This is a genomic window from Embleya sp. NPDC001921 (genome assembly GCF_053594475.1).
Map to the genome: position 1 here is coordinate 58887 of NZ_JBSFEO010000004.1, position 15837 is coordinate 74723.

At 70.0% G+C, this 15837-nt stretch carries 17 protein-coding genes; 2 read left to right on the forward strand and 15 right to left on the reverse strand.

Annotated elements, in window-relative coordinates; genetic code table 11:
• The 8 genes from ACWCPW_RS05430 to ACWCPW_RS05465 all read right to left on the reverse strand — a co-directional run bounded on the left by ACWCPW_RS05430 (position 1) and on the right by ACWCPW_RS05465 (position 4770).
• Entirely contained in the window at positions 1 to 411 is a 411-nt protein-coding gene (locus tag ACWCPW_RS05430; protein ID WP_449760263.1) for a hypothetical protein, read from the reverse strand.
• Positions 408 to 710 (reverse strand): hypothetical protein, encoded by a 303-nt coding sequence (locus ACWCPW_RS05435; protein ID WP_449760264.1) that lies wholly within the window; start codon positions 708 to 710, stop codon positions 408 to 410. Before ACWCPW_RS05435 ends, ACWCPW_RS05430 begins: the two co-directional genes overlap by 4 nt.
• A gap of 187 nt (positions 711 to 897) precedes the next feature.
• Positions 898 to 1110, reverse strand: a complete 213-nt coding sequence (locus ACWCPW_RS05440) for a hypothetical protein (protein ID WP_449760265.1) — start codon at positions 1108 to 1110, stop codon at positions 898 to 900.
• On the reverse strand, positions 1107 to 1580 hold the full coding sequence (locus ACWCPW_RS05445) for a hypothetical protein (protein WP_449760266.1): 474 nt from the start codon (positions 1578 to 1580) through the stop codon (positions 1107 to 1109). Before ACWCPW_RS05445 ends, ACWCPW_RS05440 begins: the two co-directional genes overlap by 4 nt.
• Before the next feature lie 77 nt (positions 1581 to 1657).
• A complete protein-coding gene (locus tag ACWCPW_RS05450; RefSeq protein WP_449760267.1) occupies positions 1658 to 2851 on the reverse strand; it encodes a helix-turn-helix domain-containing protein in 1194 nt (397 codons plus the stop codon).
• 384 nt (positions 2852 to 3235) lie between these two features.
• On the reverse strand, positions 3236 to 3523 hold the full coding sequence (locus ACWCPW_RS05455; RefSeq protein ID WP_449760268.1) for a hypothetical protein: 288 nt from the start codon (positions 3521 to 3523) through the stop codon (positions 3236 to 3238).
• A 322-nt stretch (positions 3524 to 3845) separates the two neighbouring features.
• A complete protein-coding gene (locus ACWCPW_RS05460; protein WP_449760269.1) occupies positions 3846 to 4313 on the reverse strand; it encodes an ATP-binding protein in 468 nt (155 codons plus the stop codon).
• Positions 4306 to 4770, reverse strand: coding sequence for a hypothetical protein (locus tag ACWCPW_RS05465; RefSeq protein ID WP_449760270.1), 465 nt, complete (start codon positions 4768 to 4770; stop codon positions 4306 to 4308). Before ACWCPW_RS05465 ends, ACWCPW_RS05460 begins: the two co-directional genes overlap by 8 nt.
• A gap of 221 nt (positions 4771 to 4991) precedes the next feature.
• Here ACWCPW_RS05465 and ACWCPW_RS05470 point away from each other — a divergent pair, with 221 nt between their 5' ends.
• Together ACWCPW_RS05470 and ACWCPW_RS05475 are read left to right on the forward strand one after the other, a co-directional pair.
• Entirely contained in the window at positions 4992 to 6398 is a 1407-nt protein-coding gene (locus ACWCPW_RS05470; protein ID WP_449760271.1) for a hypothetical protein, read from the forward strand.
• Positions 6399 to 6463: 65 nt separating this feature from the next.
• A complete protein-coding gene (locus ACWCPW_RS05475; RefSeq protein ID WP_449760272.1) occupies positions 6464 to 6868 on the forward strand; it encodes a hypothetical protein in 405 nt (134 codons plus the stop codon).
• Between the two features lie 541 nt (positions 6869 to 7409).
• Here ACWCPW_RS05475 and ACWCPW_RS05480 read toward each other — a convergent pair.
• The 7 genes from ACWCPW_RS05480 to ACWCPW_RS05510 all read right to left on the reverse strand — a co-directional run bounded on the left by ACWCPW_RS05480 (position 7410) and on the right by ACWCPW_RS05510 (position 15806).
• The gene (locus tag ACWCPW_RS05480) at positions 7410 to 7784 is read right to left on the reverse strand and encodes a hypothetical protein (protein WP_449760273.1); all 375 of its coding nucleotides are present in this window, start codon (positions 7782 to 7784) and stop codon (positions 7410 to 7412) included.
• 6 nt (positions 7785 to 7790) lie between these two features.
• A complete protein-coding gene (locus tag ACWCPW_RS05485; RefSeq protein ID WP_449760274.1) occupies positions 7791 to 8717 on the reverse strand; it encodes an N-acetylmuramoyl-L-alanine amidase in 927 nt (308 codons plus the stop codon).
• A 621-nt stretch (positions 8718 to 9338) separates the two neighbouring features.
• A complete protein-coding gene (locus tag ACWCPW_RS05490; RefSeq protein ID WP_449760275.1) occupies positions 9339 to 10496 on the reverse strand; it encodes a hypothetical protein in 1158 nt (385 codons plus the stop codon).
• 6 nt (positions 10497 to 10502) lie between these two features.
• Positions 10503 to 11744 (reverse strand): hypothetical protein, encoded by a 1242-nt coding sequence (locus ACWCPW_RS05495; RefSeq protein ID WP_449760276.1) that lies wholly within the window; start codon positions 11742 to 11744, stop codon positions 10503 to 10505.
• A gap of 4 nt (positions 11745 to 11748) precedes the next feature.
• The gene (locus ACWCPW_RS05500) at positions 11749 to 14973 is read right to left on the reverse strand and encodes a hypothetical protein (RefSeq protein WP_449760277.1); all 3225 of its coding nucleotides are present in this window, start codon (positions 14971 to 14973) and stop codon (positions 11749 to 11751) included.
• A gap of 57 nt (positions 14974 to 15030) precedes the next feature.
• Complete coding sequence (locus ACWCPW_RS05505) at positions 15031 to 15258, reverse strand: hypothetical protein (RefSeq protein WP_449760278.1); 228 nt, start codon at positions 15256 to 15258, stop codon at positions 15031 to 15033.
• Positions 15259 to 15263: 5 nt separating this feature from the next.
• Positions 15264 to 15806, reverse strand: a complete 543-nt coding sequence (locus ACWCPW_RS05510) for a hypothetical protein (protein WP_449760279.1) — start codon at positions 15804 to 15806, stop codon at positions 15264 to 15266.
• Positions 15807 to 15837 lie beyond the last annotated feature (31 nt).

The window sequence follows — 15837 nt, forward strand, 5'->3', positions numbered from 1 at the left end:
TCAGGACACGAGCCGATTCGGCTCGACAACCTCGGCGTTGATGCTCGTCGACCCCACGACCCGCCAACCGGCGTCGATCAGCTCCTGCCGGGCCTGCATATACCAGTCGTGCACCTCAGCCGCGGTGCCGACCAGCCACTTCGCCCCGACGTCGTTCGTGTCGAAACCGGCCGGCAATACCTTGAACCAGACCGGTCCCGAGCCGCTCAGCGGGAACTCACGGAGCACCGTGACGCTCGCCCCATCGGGGTTGTCGAGGGTGTCGTACAGGCCCCCACGGTCAGGGTGCTCGTACACCTCGATCAGGTACGTGTCGTGAGGCTCACGCGGCAGGTACCACCCGTCGCCCGCCTCCTTGATCGCCTCGTCCAGACGCCGAAGCTTCTCGGGGTTGACTCTCCTGTCCTTCACGACTCATCACCCCGCCGGGGCATGTCCGCGAATCTCAGCGGCTCTTCGGGGTCGTGCACGATCCGCAACGCGTGCTCCACCCCATGCCGCACACGCAACCGCGCCGCGAATCCCGGGTCGAGCATGTGCGTGTACTCCTGCTCGGTGCAGCCCGAGCAGCCGGGCAGCACCCGGCCGATGGTGCCGTGCACCTCGATGTGATGGGTCACCAGGTCGTACAGGGCGATCGACCGGCCCCGTCGCCCTCGGCTCACCAGATCCGCACACGTCTCGCACCCCGGGGACATCACTTCGACCATCTCGACCTCCTGTGCACGCGCTCTCGTGCTGTCGTAGGTGCCCCACGCCCGGCCCGCGCGGTGGGCGCGCTTCTCCGGCCGGGCGTGGGGCGATGAGGGGCCGGTCCCGCAGCCGCGCCCGTGGGGGCTGCGGGACCGGGTGCCGCCCGCCTCGTGCGACCGGGAGCGGGCGGCGGCAGGGGACAGGTCAGGGGCGCTCGTCGGTGAGGACGAGCGGCAGCGAGGAGAAATGCAGGCAGTGGGTCCGGACCATGTACGCGCGCCCGTCGGCGATCAGCGCAGCCAGCTCGGCGCGCGTGACGTCGAGCGGCGCGCGACCGGACGCGGTGATCCGGATCGGCCGGTCCGGATCACCGGACGGGCCCACGGTGGGGCGGGGTCGCTCGTCGGGGGCCGTCACGCCGGCCTCCCGCACTGGCGCAGCGCGTCGAGGAGTTCGACCGGGTCGGTGAAGATCGGCAGGCCGGCCGTGTCCAGCGTCGGCGGCACCAGCCACACGACCGGGTCTGCGGCTTTCGGTTCCTGCGCCGGGAGCCACACCAGCGACCCGACCCGCAGACACGTCACGGGCTCGTCCTCCGCATCCGAGATGCGCAGCAACTCGCGCCAGGAGGACTCGACACCGGGCGGCACCAGGGCCCACGCGTGGGCGTTGTCCGCGACCACCGGGCCCAGAAGGTTTCCGTCCCTGACCAACAGCTCGATGGCCGGCTCGGTCTGCTGCCGTGGGGCGGCGATCGTGTCGAACAACACCCCGGAATGCACCACGCGCGCCGGTGCGCCGGGGGGCGACTTGGCCTTGAAGACCACACATGAGAGCCAGCGCGACCACGGCTCCGGCTCGACCGTCACGTCCTGGAAGTCATCCACGGGAGCAGCGTGACGAAAGGCAAGGGCCCCGACTTTCAAACCTTTTGAAAGTCGAGGCCCCTTTTATGATCTTGGTCCTACATGCCCATCCAATGCGCATACGACGTCAGTGTGTCGCGCGTGCTCCGCGAGGCTGTGACCAGCGTCGACACCGTCTCGTGCACCACCGGGTGATGCCGTGTCTGTTGAGGCGCGGCCCGGCGCGCCTTCAGCAGCGACGTGAACGCCCCGTCGGTGTCACCGATCCAGCTCTGCGCGCGAGCGACCTCCGCGAAGTGGTGCGCAGTACGGGACTTCGGCCAATCCTCCGGCAGGTGGATCCCCGACGCGACGCTGACCGCCTTGTCGTAGCGATCAAGCTCCGCGTTCGCCGACACCTCGTGCATCGACACGTTGATCGGCCCGAACGACAACCAATGGACCTGCGGAACATCACCGGTCCGCTCCGCCGCCCGCCGGGCCGCAGCGAGTTCCGCCTTCGCCGTGTTCTGGTCCTGCGCCCGCGCCGCCAGGACCGCGCCGCCGAGATGGATCTGACCCGCCACCGCGATCGTCTCCACCGCTTCGGGGTCCGCCTGCTCCAGTATCCGATGCCCCGACACGAGCAGCCGCGAGCCCCGCTCGTACCGGCCCGACCGCAAGTAGGCCAGCGCCCGCAGGTACTGGCGGATCGCGACCAGCACGGGATCGGACGCACGCTGAGCGGCCCACTCCATGCGGTCCAGGGCGACCCCGCACAGATCGTGATACCCGAGCTTGGTCGTCACGTCGTAGGCCGTCCGGTAGGCGCTGGCGAGTACGGCGTAGCCCCGCTCCCGCCCGCTGGTCGGCGCGTCGTGGACCGTCGCGGTCAGCTCCGCGATCAGGGCCGGCAACTCCGCCCCCACAGTGCGGAGATCACCCGCCCGCACGAGCCTGCACAGCTTCTCGGAGTGCGCCTCCAGGGCGGCGAGGTCACGCGGAACGGTGTCCTCGTCGGCGCCGATGTCGTACAGATCAAGCGCTTCCCGAATCGGGTTGATCAGGGCGTCGAGTCGGTCCTGCCGCAGCTCGTGCAGATACGGCTGTGATGTCAGGGTGGCCACGTCCACGCTGAGCGCGCGAGCACACGCCGCGATCATGGACGGCGACGCAGGCGCCTTGCCGGTCTCGACCTTCGTGAGCAACGAGTAGCCGACCTTCGCCTTATCGGCGAGGCCGTGCTGCGAGAGGTGGCGGAGCTTGCGATACGCGGCGATACGCGTACCGGCTCCCATGTGCGAATCGTGCATGCCGGACGTCCCTCCGAGCAGACCGCCGAGGCCAACGCGAGAAACACGCCCCCGCACCGCAGTGCGCCGTGTCGAGTGTCCGTGCCACGCCGTACCCTGACGGTGATCCAGGTACCGCCAGCGTACGCCGGCGGGCACTCCGCCCCGCCCGGTCCGCCGAAGCGGGGCGGAGTCGTCTCCACCGCCAGGCGCACACGCCGCCCACCACGCCCCTGCGCGCGGCTACCGATCAAGACCGGCCCGGTGCCACGCTGGGCCCATGGACGAGCACAACACTCGAGACCCCCACACGCCGGACGTCACCGTGACCATCATCGAAGTTCGCTGAGTCCGCCTGCCCCGGCCGCACGACGAATCGCGCGACCGGGGCCGACGAGCGGATCACTAAGCCGCGGAACGCTGGCGACGGCGCGGTGCGACGGACATATCGGCGAACTGCAACTGCCGGCCGTTCCACACGATCCGTAGCTCGTGCTCGACGTGATGCCGCATCCGCACCCGGGCGGCGAAAGCCGGTTTGATCATCGGCTGCGGCTTGTCCCACTTGAGGCACACCGGGCACCCGGCGACCCGAAGGCCGGTGGTCTTGTGGACCCGGATGTGGTGGGTCACCAGGTTGTACAGCGCCGCCGACGAGCCCTCACGCCCCCGCCGCGCGAACTCTGCGCACACCTTGCACGACCATGTCCTCACCACTCACCTCCCGAACCACGCCCCCAGGCGTCCACGTGTGCACGCGCTTCCACGCGAGCTGCTTGACGCACGGCGCGCACACGCCGACCCCGGCGCTCGCGGGATCGTTGGCCACAGACCACAGCCAGGCCACGGCGAGGTCCACGTCACGGCACCGGTTGCACTGGCCGATCACCCACCGACGATGCACCGGTCGTCGTCGGTCGGTGCGCCGCCTATTCGCCAGCGCCGCAGGGGAGGACTGTTGCCTTGAACCCGGCGCGCCCCAGGCCATAAACGCGCTGACCGTAACGAGGTTCATTCACCAACCACCCCCCACGTGGATATCGGCTCGTACGCGCTTGCCGACGGCCAGCAGGTCCGTTCCCCAGCAGCCGCCGGTCAGCTCGTGCACCACGAGTAATCCACGGCCGTTCTTGGCGTCCCGGCCGGCCGCACGCCGCAGAGGCACCGTGTCGGACCGGTCCAGCACGGCGATCCGCACCCTGCGGTCTTGAGGCTTCCGGCAGACGGTCACCCGGATCGGCCCCTCGTCGACGTGTTGCAGGGCGTTCGTCACCAACTCCGTGGCGACGACCCGCGCGTCATCGTCCACACGCCCCAGTCCCCAGGCGCGCAGGATCGAGCTGACGAAGTCACGCCCGGCCCGCGCGGATTGCGGTTCCCTCCGCAGCAGTTCCGTGTACCCATGCCCCTCGAACGCACACTGGTCGGCGAGAGCCGCCGCCGCACGGCTCGTCAGCGGCAGCACCCCGAGCCCGCTACGCACCCCGAACACCGAACCCGCCAACCCGTTCCGCGCCCAAGGCGACGAACGCCTTGACCTGGTCCGGATCGCATACCTGACCCGCCCCCCGAAGGGGCGCCACCCACCAGGGCCCTTCCTCGACCGGCTCGCACCGGTCGGGCGCGGGCATCAGGAGCACGGACGTCGTCGTGTGCACCCAGGTCCCGGGCGCGCGCCAACTCCAGTGCACCGACGTCGGGAGGAGCGCCGTGTACGTCGGCTCGTCCCCGATTCCGCGCGGGTTGTAGTAGATCGGGCCGCCCAGCGCCTCGGTCAGCGCTGAGGGGCACTCCGCCGGGCTCCGCCGCTCGACCGCCGCGTGTACGAAGTCGGAAGGGATGTCCACGGCCGCGAAGTGCAGGCCCGGACGCAGCCAGGCCGCCCCGGCCTCGCACCATTCCGCCTCGGCCTGCGGAAGCGACGTCGCCGCTTGCAGCAACCAAAGCCCCGACGTAGCCAGAGTCTCGGCCGGCGTCAGCCCTCCCACCGGCAGCGAACTCGAAAGACTCGCACGATTGTTCACAAATACCCCCAAGCGGTATTTCTTCGGGATTGCGCTGTGTCGAGTCATGCAACGCGCCATACGGTGGCTGGAACAGTACGTACGGCAACGGATTTGTATAACGCGTTTAACGCCCTGCTTGGGAGGGGTTACGCATCGTGATTCACCCGCGCCCGAAGAACGAAACGCTGCGCCACGCCATCGCCGAGGCCGGTATTTCCTACGACCAGCTCGCCACCGAGATCCGCCACACGGCAGCCGAGGTGGGCACACCGCTGCGGACGAACCGCTCCGCCGTCGCGCACTGGGTTTCCGGCGGCACCCCCACACCGGACACTGCCGGTCATATCGCCGAGGCCCTATCCCGTCGTCTTGGGCGCCATTTCTCGCCACACGACTTCGGCTGGACCGGCCCCGGGCATGAACCAGATCGGGCCGACGCTGCGCTTGGGACGAGCGTCGGACCCGATCCAATCGACATCGTACGGCGACTCGGGGAGGCCGACATCCACCGCCGAACACTCATCACAGCAGCCGCGTACAGCCTGGCCGCCGCAGCCCTGCCCCTCGGCACGGCGCAAGCCGCGGAGGCACGCCAGCGCGCGGCCACCACCACCGCCGGTGGACACGTCGGCGCGGCCGACATCGCCACCGTCCGCTCGATCCTTGCCGCGTTCGTCGCGATCGACGAGCGCACCGGCGGCCAGCACGGCCGCTCGGCGGTCGTGCAATACCTCCGCTCCGACGTCGCCGACCTCACCCGTGGCCGCTTCGCCATCCCGGCCGACCGCGACCAGGCGCTCGATACCGCCGCCGCAGTCACCTACCTCGCGGGCTGGAAAGCGTACGACGCCGGTGAACACGGCTTGGCCCAGCGCTACTACCTCCAGGCCCTCGCTCTCGCGCGCGAATCCGGCAACGCCGGACACGAAGCCTGGATTCTTCGAACCCAGGCGAACTCCGGCATGGACATCTCCCGGCCGGAGCACACGCTCGACCTGGCCGACGCCGCGCTCTCCCTCACCGAGGGACGCGTCGGACCGGGCTACCTGGCCCTGTTCTCGGTCACCCGCGCGCGGGCCCTCGGCATGGCGGGACGGGGACCCGAGGCCGCTGCCGAGATCCGCCGCGCCCAAGACCTCGCGGTCCGCGGTGAGGACGAAGGCGAAGAACTCCCGTTCTGGGCCTCCGTGTGGACCTCGCGGGGAACCGCCACCGTGGCCAGCAACGCGGCCAAGACCCTCGTCGCCCTCCGCGATCACGCGGGCGCCGAACGGCACTACGCGGCGGCGACCAGGTCCTTCGACCGGGTCTCCGGCAAAGCACGCGTCACCGCGTTGTCGCTGTCCGACCTGGGCAGGGAGCAGGCCGCGCAAGGCCACCTCGAACAAGCCTGCTCGACGTGGGGGCACGCCCTGGACTACCTCGTGGGCGTCCACTCCGACCGGGCCGTGAAGCAGGTCGTCGGCATTCGGCGACAGCTCAAGACCTTCGAGCGTCGGGGCGTCGGGGATGCCGTCCAGCTCGACCACCGCGCCCGTGATTGGCAACTCGCCCACGCCTGACCGGCGTCGCGCGAGCTGACCAGGGGAGGCGCGGAGCGGACCCCACGATGAGATAATTCGAACTAATGAACGACATCGGCGACGTCATCCCGGACTGGGAGCCACCCAGTCGGTTCGACCTCGCGAGCCAACGGGCCCGCCACCGCGCGGGCCCGGCCACCCCGCCGGCCCCGGCCGACCTGGACCCGCGCATGGCCGAGGCGCTCTACGAACTCTGCCCGCCCGGATACCGCGACCACGAGGTCCTGCGCCGTCACCCGAGCCTGCTGCTCCGGCTCGCGCGGCATCACCTCCTGGCCGAACTCGCCGAGCTCCGGCAGGGCTACTCCGACCTGCGCCGCGAGCTGCGAGACCAGGTGCCCGTACACGTCATCCCGCAGGCCCTCGCGACCTACAGGGCCGAGGCCGCGGAACTCCACCGCGCGTTCGAGCGCATCAACGCCATCGAGAGAACGCTGCCGCCCGACTGATCACACCAGCGGCAGGCGCGACTCTTTTTCGCCTTCGCTGCACGGATGTCGGACCGGACGCTACGGTGTTTTTGTCAGCCCCGAGACACCGGGGATGGCTCGTGGCCCTGTCTCACGAGCGATTCGGCCCTGCGTTCGCGGGGATGGACCGCCACCGCACCACATGGTCAGCGTCGTCTCCCTGCGCAGGCGGGGGTGCCCCGCTCACCGACAAGGCACGCCGATTCGGCAAAGCCCAGTCCCCACGCGAGTGGGGGTGAGCCCGACAACGGCGTCCTGCCGGCCCACAGCGACACGACGAAGGCGCCTCGCTCGAACATCGAGCGAGGCGCCTTCATGTGGCCAACCAGGCCGCACGCGGGGGGATCCGCACGGCCGGGCCTTCTTCCGGCGCCGCCGAGGCGGCCCGTGCCGCTGCTCGATGGGAAGAGCAGCACCACGGCACCGCCAGTGTCCACCACACCCGCCGCGCGCGTGCGCAAACCGGGAAGAAAGAGGGCGTCCCACCCAGGGGCAAGAAGGGTCGGATGGGACGCCCGGCCTAACTCTCCTCCGACGCCCCGCCACCCGCGCCGTCGGCCTCGTCACCGCACTCCGGACACAGCCGGGCGAGCTGCCTGTTGGTCGAGTCGATCGCGTCCCTGAGCGACGCGCCGTCGTTCGGATGCAACTCGTGCTCCATCCTCGACAACCGCGCCTCCATCGCACCCACGCGCTCCATCAACCCCGGCCGCCCCGGAACCCCCGGCCGGCCCGGCTCCCCGGTCCAGTCGTCGACCACGTGATCCATGCGCCTGGCCGTCCGGGCGACCGCCCGCGCGATCCGCCACAACGCCCCGAACACCCCGGCAACGACGGCGAACACGCCACACCACACGAGTACGACGTCCAGTGCCGAGAAACCCGTCGATCCCATCGCAAGTCACCCGCCCTCGACCACGTCGAAGCCGTGCCGCTCGCCCAGCCTGCGAAGGCTCCCTGCGCCCGGGATACCGTCCGCCGGCTGACCGGGCTGCCGCCCCCGGTAGCCGAGCCGCTCCTGCCATCCGCTGTACGCGGCCCGGGTCGCCGACCCGAAGTGCCCGTCCAGGTAGGTCTTCGCGAGCAGGCCCTCGTCGACCAAGGCGACTTCCACCGTGCGCACGCCCTCGTACGACACCGGCGTACCGGCCCGGCCCGGATCGGTACGGGCCGCGGTGACGAGCCTCGACACATCGACCACCGGCCGCTTCGGTTCCGGCGGCGAACCCGGCGCGACGTCGCCCAGGCGCTCGGCGATCCGCGCGCGCATCGAGTCCATCCCGAAGCCCCGGGGGTCGACCTTGCCGGGCTGCCACTCCAGATGCCCGAGCACGCTGCCCGCCGTCCACCGGTGCGCCCGGCACAGCGCGGCGGCGGCCTTCTCGATCGCCTCCAACTGGGCCTCCGGCCATGGGTCCCGGCCGTCGCCGAGGTTCTCGCATTCGAACCCCCAGTACGACCGATTCCCGTCGACGGTCGCCTCGTCGTCAACCGGCAGGCGCGTCTCGGCGATCACCGCCCGCAGGACGTCGGGGTCGCCGAGGCCGGCGTGGTTCGCGCGCCCGTACGCGATCAGGTACACCACGCCGGACTTCGCGATCACGCCATGGCACAACGGCCCCGGCAAGCCCTCGTATCCGTCGTGGCACATGTCCACCGTGCTCGCCGTACCAGACGTCACCGTGTGGTGAATCATCACGCCGTGCAGCGGCCCCCACGGGCCCTTCGAGTTCCGATTCCACGTACGCCAGGCGCCGACCTCGACCACGCTCAGGCCCTCCGCGCGCAGCACCGACAGCAGCCGATCAGCGGTCAACGGTTCGGACATACGCCCACCTCCAGAGAGAACGGCGACACCGTGTCGGGACACCTGTCCACCGGTGTCGCGACACTGTCGGGTTCGTGTCCCGCCCCGTGTCGGGACACGAACGACAAGGGGTCTGACCTGCGCCGACACTGTTTCGACAGGTCGGGTCCGACAGCCCGACACCGTCCCGGCGCGACAGCCCGACACCTCGTGTCGGGGCACGCCGATACCGAATGTCGGGACACGCCGACACGGACCTTTCGGACACGCCGACACGGGTCAGTCGTCATCGGCCGGCGGCTTCCGCTTCGCCCTCGGCGTCCGCTTCCTCGGCTTCGGCGGGGCATCCACGACGGCCACCGGGTCCGCGACGAGCGGCCCCGGCTTCGGCACGGCTGGCTTCGGGACGGCCGAGGGCGGAGGCCGCGGGACCAGACGCGGCACACCGCCGCTCAGGTCGACCGTGTAGTACACCCCGCCGAGGATCGCGACGCCGACAGGACCGATCGGCGGCCCACCGGTCTGCTGCGACGCGGCCCGCCCCAGCACACGCTGCGAGGCCGCAGCCGCCCGCATCGGGTGCTGCGCGGCCCTCTGTCCAGGTACTCCGGGCATGGTGGAACCTCCATCGATCGAGTGGGCTCACGGCTCGGGCTCGGGCGGGGGCGGGTCGTCCCCCAGCGGGACGAGGCTCATCGCGACCTGCTCGCCGGAGTCGCCCCACTCGACCTCCAGATCCGACAACCGGTAGCCCACCGTCCGGTCACCACACATGCCGGTCGCCGTCACGTCGATCCGGACTCCGGCCACGAGCTGATCGATCGTCACGGGCGCCGACGGCAACAACCTCGAACCGTTCGGCACGCTCAGCGCGATAGGCGTGGGGAACCGGCCGACGATCGACGCCTGGGCGAGCTGAAGCAGGTCGTAGCCGTCCATGTTCTCCGCAGACGACAGCACGAGCCGGTCGAGCCGCCCGTACGCGGTGCCCGTGTTCCCCGACAGCCCGAAGGCCGCGTCGGCGATGTCTTCCTTGACCTGGTTCGTGGCCCACACGATCGCGGCGGCGGACGTCCCGTCCTTGATGATCTCGACGTCGCCGGCGATGTCGTCCAGCGTCAGCCGCGCCTGCGGACGGTCCGACGCCGTCTGCGCCCGACCCAGGATCAGTCGCCGCCCCACCGTTGTGTACTCCAGGCCGCGGGGCACGAGTTCGTCATCCATGATCTGCAAGACCGGGACCAGCCAGATCGCGACGTCCGTGCTGCCGTCCTTCTCGAATTTGATGGGGTTCGGGCTGTCGTTCCTGACGATGAACGGGAGGATGTTGCACCAGTCGGGCGGCGTCGAGAAACCCGGATCGTTGATGTTCAAATTGATGATCGTCTCGGCGATCTGCTGCACCGGCCCGGACTGTGTCGGGCCGACGTTGTCGACGAACCTGAGCACGTAGGTGTTCATGGTCACGCCCAGCCACGCCGCCACGTCGACGGCCTCCACGCGTAGTTGGCCGCGGAGCCGGTTCTCGATCGTGCGCAGGATCGGGCCCTGCCACACGAGCGCGCCGTCCCGGTAGATCGACAACTCGTGGATCCACGGCGAGACGTCGCTCAGCAGCCCGCAGCACTCGGGCGCCTCGTCCTTCGCGATCGTGATGGCCGCCTCGGAGATGTCGTTGATCGTCCGGTTCCACCGCACGCTCGTGAGGGCGTCGACCCCCGGCGAGGTGTACGGCCGGCTCCCGCCGCGCCAGTGGATCACCGCCGTGTACTCCTGCGGACACCCCAGCTCCTCAGCCACGGTCCATCACCCCACGTCCGATCGCGGTACCAGCAACACACGAGCCCGAGCAGTCGCCGTCGTCGTCGCCTGGGTCGTGAGGATCTCGATGCACAACGCCGTCGGGCACTTGAAGACCGGCCAGACAAACGCCGCTCCCTGCGCGCCGTACACGATCGGCCGGGTCGTCACCGACCCCAACGGCTCCTGAATGCACTCCAACTCGGCCCGCTTCACGCGGCCGTCGATCGTCAGGACCGACCCCGCCGGCAGAAACGGAATCTGGATGTCGGTGCAGACCGAGCACGGGTCGACGGGGTCGTTACAGTCGGTCCCGGTGAGGCTCGCCCGGAACCTGACGACCAGGCGGCGGATGTCGAGGGTGCCGGTCTCCAGCTCCAGGACCGGGACCAGGTCGAGCGCGGCCGGGATGCTCGTCGTCGGCAGGGAGATCACCGTCCGCAGGAACGTGTCGGGCCCGGTCGGGTAGCACGGGTCGACCGGGACCGGCACCTCGGGCGGCAACGCGGGTGTCTGGCACAGCGGATCGTCCGGGCAAGGCTCCGCGTCCGCGCACTCGTCGTACACCGCGTCCGGATCCGTCACCACCGGCGTCCCGTTGATCAGGTCGACCCACGTCTGTGACGCCTCCAGCGGCTCGCGGTAGATGAAAGGGGTCGCCGCCACGAGCGTGTACGTGATCCGCGCGAGGATCCCGCCCTCCGGCAGGTACTCCAGCGATTCGACGCTCGGCCCCTCCATTAGGGCCACGTCGTACAGGTACCGGAGTTCCTCGCAGCCGTCACACGTCGGGCAGCACGCGTACGTGCTCAACGCGTCGCCGTGGCACCCCGAGTCGCAGCACCCACCGGCCAACGTCGCCGCGAGCCACTCCAAGCCGTACGACAACGCACACTCGTCACGCACGACCATCAGGACCGTGTAGATGATCGTCCGGTGCGAGCGGCGCCCCACGCCCAACACCGACCCGTCACCGATCAGCGGAATCGGATCCCGAGTGAACGTGCTGGTCTGGAACCCCGACACGTCCAACCCCATAAACCCCAAGACATCGGCGCTCGCGGGAACCGCGGGGTCGTACCACGGCGCATCGTCCGTCACCGGGTCCGTGTACTCCTCGTCGAGCGCACACGGCAGCTCAGGGCACGCGTCACACTCGATCGGCAGGCAATACAACTGGCTGTATACCGTCGCCCGAGAGCTGTTGATCAGCTCGGTGCACGCCAGCTCCGCGTACTCGAAGATCACCGGTTCACACTCCCGAGGCCCGTGCGACCCGGCCCGCCAGGTGCTGAGCGAGAACCATGGCGTCCTGGACCTGCGTGTTGATGTTCCACACGTTCGTCACGTTCGTCACCGCAGGAGGCGCGTCCGCCTTCGGCTTCGGCAAAGCCCCCTGTTTGGCCAACAGCCCGAGCAGGCCGGAGTCCTTCGCCAACTGCGCGGCACGCTGCGGCCTCGTCAGCGGGATAACCACCTCGGGCCCGGCCTCGCCGATCAACGCAGCCACGGGCCCGTTGACGATCCCGCCATTGGCAAACGGCAGCAACTCCCTTACCTGGGAGGGCAATCCTGACTTGATCTTGCTGACGATGCGCGATCCGATGTCGCCGAGCGACGACACGATCCGGCCGGGCAATGCGGAGAACAAATTGACGATCCCGTCGATCAACGAACTCACCGCCGACCGCGCCGACCCGGCCGCGCTGGAGAACGCGCCACCGATCCGGCTGCCCAGGCTCGACAGGGCATCACCGATCCGCCCCGGCAAACCAGAGAAGAAGCCCACGACGGACGACCCGAACGACTGTGCGGCCGACATGCCGCTGCTGCCCGCCGCCGAGAACAGCGACCCGATCTGCCCCGGCAGCCCGGAGATCACGGCGCCGATCCGGCCGGGCAAACCGGCGAAGAACGTCACTACGTTCAGCAGGAACGAGACCGTCGCCGCGAACGCCGAGTCGTACGCGGACTGGAAGGTGCTCAGCAAGGACGAGCCCAAGGTCGCGAGCGCGGTCACGATCCGGCCTGGCAGTTCGGTGAAGATGAAGATCAGCGCGGCGAACGCGACCAGCAGGGCGATGCCGACGGCCGCTACGGCGTTGACGAAGAGATCGAGCAGCAGGCCCGGGAAGGCGACGAGCGCCGCGAGGATCTGCTCTGGCAGCGCGACGAAAAACGCGACCACGGCCAGAATCCCGGCCGCCACGGCGGCCGTCGCGGACTCCCACGCCTGGACGACGAACGTCAGCAGGAGCGACGCGAACGCGGCCAACGCACCCTCGACCAGCGTCGGCAACTGGATCACGAAGGCGACGGCCGCGAGGAACCCGTCGCGGATCGCGGCGGCCGTCGTATCGACGATCTCGCGCACGATCGCGAACCGCTCGTACAGCAGGAACAACGCGGCGACCAGGCCGACGACGAGGACGATGGTCGCGCCGATCGGCGACGCCGCGAACGCGGCATTGATCGCTACCCACCCCGCCTCGATGACCGGGATGAACGCGGCAGCGGCCTGGAACGCCTTGACCAGCCCGAAGGTTGCCGCTGCGGCGACCAGGACCGGCGCGGCGTAGCTGACGATCGGGCCGATCAGCTGTGCCAGCAGAGTGACGAGCGGCGCCAGGGGGACGATCAGGTCGGCGAAGGATCGGGCGAGCGCGGCTCCGGCCTCGGCGAGGGGCGGCAGCGCGGGCAACAGCGAGACGACCGCGGTGCTCACCTGCGCGAGCGCGACAGTCAGGTTCGGCAGGGCGGCCTGTGCCGCAGCACCGAGCCCGTTGATCACCGCGACGATCAGCGGGCCCAGGGCGGCCACCGGCGACAACGCGGGCGCGAGCGCACCGAGCTGTGTCACCAGCGCGCCGAGGATCGGCCCGAGCTGCGCGGCCACCTGGGCGAGCGCGCCGAAGATGTTCCCGATCGCCTCCTGACCGCGCGCGCTGTTGACGAAATCCGCGAACGACCTGGTGATCGCGCCCAGGTTGTCGAGGAGCCCGCCCCCCGATGCCGTGCTCGCGCGGAACACGCCGCCGATGATGTCCCCGACGTTCTGCGCGATCGTCCCGAGCTGCCGGAACACGGTGAGTGCCCCACTCACCCACCCGACCGCCGTACCGCCCTGCGCCGCCGTGGTCAGGAACGCCCCGAGCCGCTGCCCGACGGAGGAGATCGCGTCGGCGAGCTGCGTCCCGAACCTGTCGGAGATGACGGCCGCGAGCTGCAAGAAGCCCGCGGTGAGCGTGCCCGTCGTCTTTGCCAGGCCGCCGACGGCCTTGTCCGCCCCGCCCAGGATCGACGTGACGTTGCTGACGCCCTGCGAACTCCGCAGGTACTCCAGGACGCCGTTCGCGGCGCGCCCCCACCCGGCCGCGATGCTGGTCAAGCCGCTTTGCAAGGGCCCGCTGAGGGCCTGCGCAACTGCGGTGATCTGGCCAGTGAACCCGCGAAAAAAAGCGTCCTGGACGGCCGTTCGCAGCTCGGTGAACGCGGGCTTCAGTGCCCGCACTTCCCGCGCGGCGGCCTGCGCCGCCGGCGAAAGACTCTCCAGCGACTTGGCGAAATCCTCGGCCGACCCGGTCAAGGCGGCCGAGAACGCATCACTGACGCCGAGGAGCGCCAGGCGCAGCGCGCCGAGCGCGGCCTGCGCGCCCAGGACGACCGCCGGCAGAGCGGCGATGATCCCGGCCGCCGGTGCCAACGCGGCGACCAACGCGATGATCCCCTGCGCCGCCCCCGCAGCGGCGATCCCGATCGCGCCCAGCTTGAGCAGCCCGGCCAGGGCGCCGCCGACCCGGCCGGCGATACCCCCCAGCCCGGACAGCGCCCGCTGGAACCGGTTGACGTCCGGGTTGACCTGGATCGTGACGTCGGGCGCGTTGTGGTCCCGAATCTGCTGGTCGAACCCCGTGAAATCGGGGACGACCCGGATCGAGATCTCGACGCCCGCGACCGCCGCGCGGATCCGATCGACGAACCCGGTGAGATCCGGGACGATCGGGACGTTGATGCCGTCGAGCGACTGGAGTCCGCGGAGGAGCGCCGCGTCGAACCGGGCCAGATCCGGAACGACGCGGATCGAGATCTCCGCCCCCGCGAGGACCGCCTGGACGCGCTGGTCGAACCCCGTCAGGTCGGGCAGGACCTGAACTCGGACGTCCTGCCCGGCCAGGACCGATCGGACCTGCTGCTCGAACCCGGTCAGGTCGGGGACGATCGGGACGGCGATGCGCTGCCCGGCGAGGACGGACCGGACCCGCTGCTCGAACCCGTCGAGGTCGGGGACGACGCCGACGGCTACCGCAGCGTTGAGGCCACGCTCGATGTTCCGCCGGATCTGCGCGCCGACGTCCCGCGTGCTGCGGTCCAGCGCCCGCTGGATCCGCTGGCCGAGATCACGCGCTTCGGCCGCGACACCCGAATCGTCCAGGACGATCCGGATGCGGCCGAAGCCGTAGTCCTCCTCGGTGGCCAAGGGGCAACCTCACGGAAAGTGATGGTTGCCCGGCCCAGAACCAGCGGCGATCTCAGACTAGCTTGTGCGCCGCCCGGCGAACTGAGCGTCCTGCGCGGCGACCTGCTGCATCAGCGCCTGCGACTGCGCCCGGGTGACGCCCATCCCCGGCGACCGCACCCGCCGCCCGTTACGGTCCCGAGGCTGCATGCCCTTCGGCGGCGCGTACAGCCGCATCCGGTTCCGTGCGCGCTCCGCGTCGTCCTCCGCCGTCTGGTCCATCGACGCCTCGGCGGCGTTCAGCATCGTCCTCAGCGTCCACGTGTGCGGGTTGACGCCTTGGAGGGCGAGGGAGCCTTCCCAACTGTTCCAGGCGTCGGCGATGCTGGCGCAGAGCCGCCAGACGACCCATTTGGGCGGTTACCCCCGTAGAGGTCGATGGCCCACTCCAGCAACTCGACCCAGATCCGGTCCGGCAACCGCAGTGACGCATCGCGTACCTTCGCGGCGGACTTCCTCTTCTTTGCGTCCGCCGTCGCGGCGTCGACGGTGGTGTGCGTCGCGACCGCTTTCCCGCCTACGACGACCTGCCACCGCAGGACCTTCGCGGCCGACTCCGGCAGCATCAACTTCGCGAGGAACACCTTCAGCGCGAGCGCGGCCTGGCGGAGCTGCTCGCCCTCGACCCCGCTCATGTCGCCCAGGTCGACGCCGTTCTCCTGCTGCGACGCACGCAGTTCCTCGTAGTGCGTCAGGAACTCCTCACCGTAGATCTCGGGCTGGAACAGCAGCTCGATGTCGGTGCCGATCTCGGCGACGTGCGGCTCGGTGTTCAACTGGAATTGTCGGCGCATGGCTCCGCCTCGGGTGTCGCACCAGCGCCCG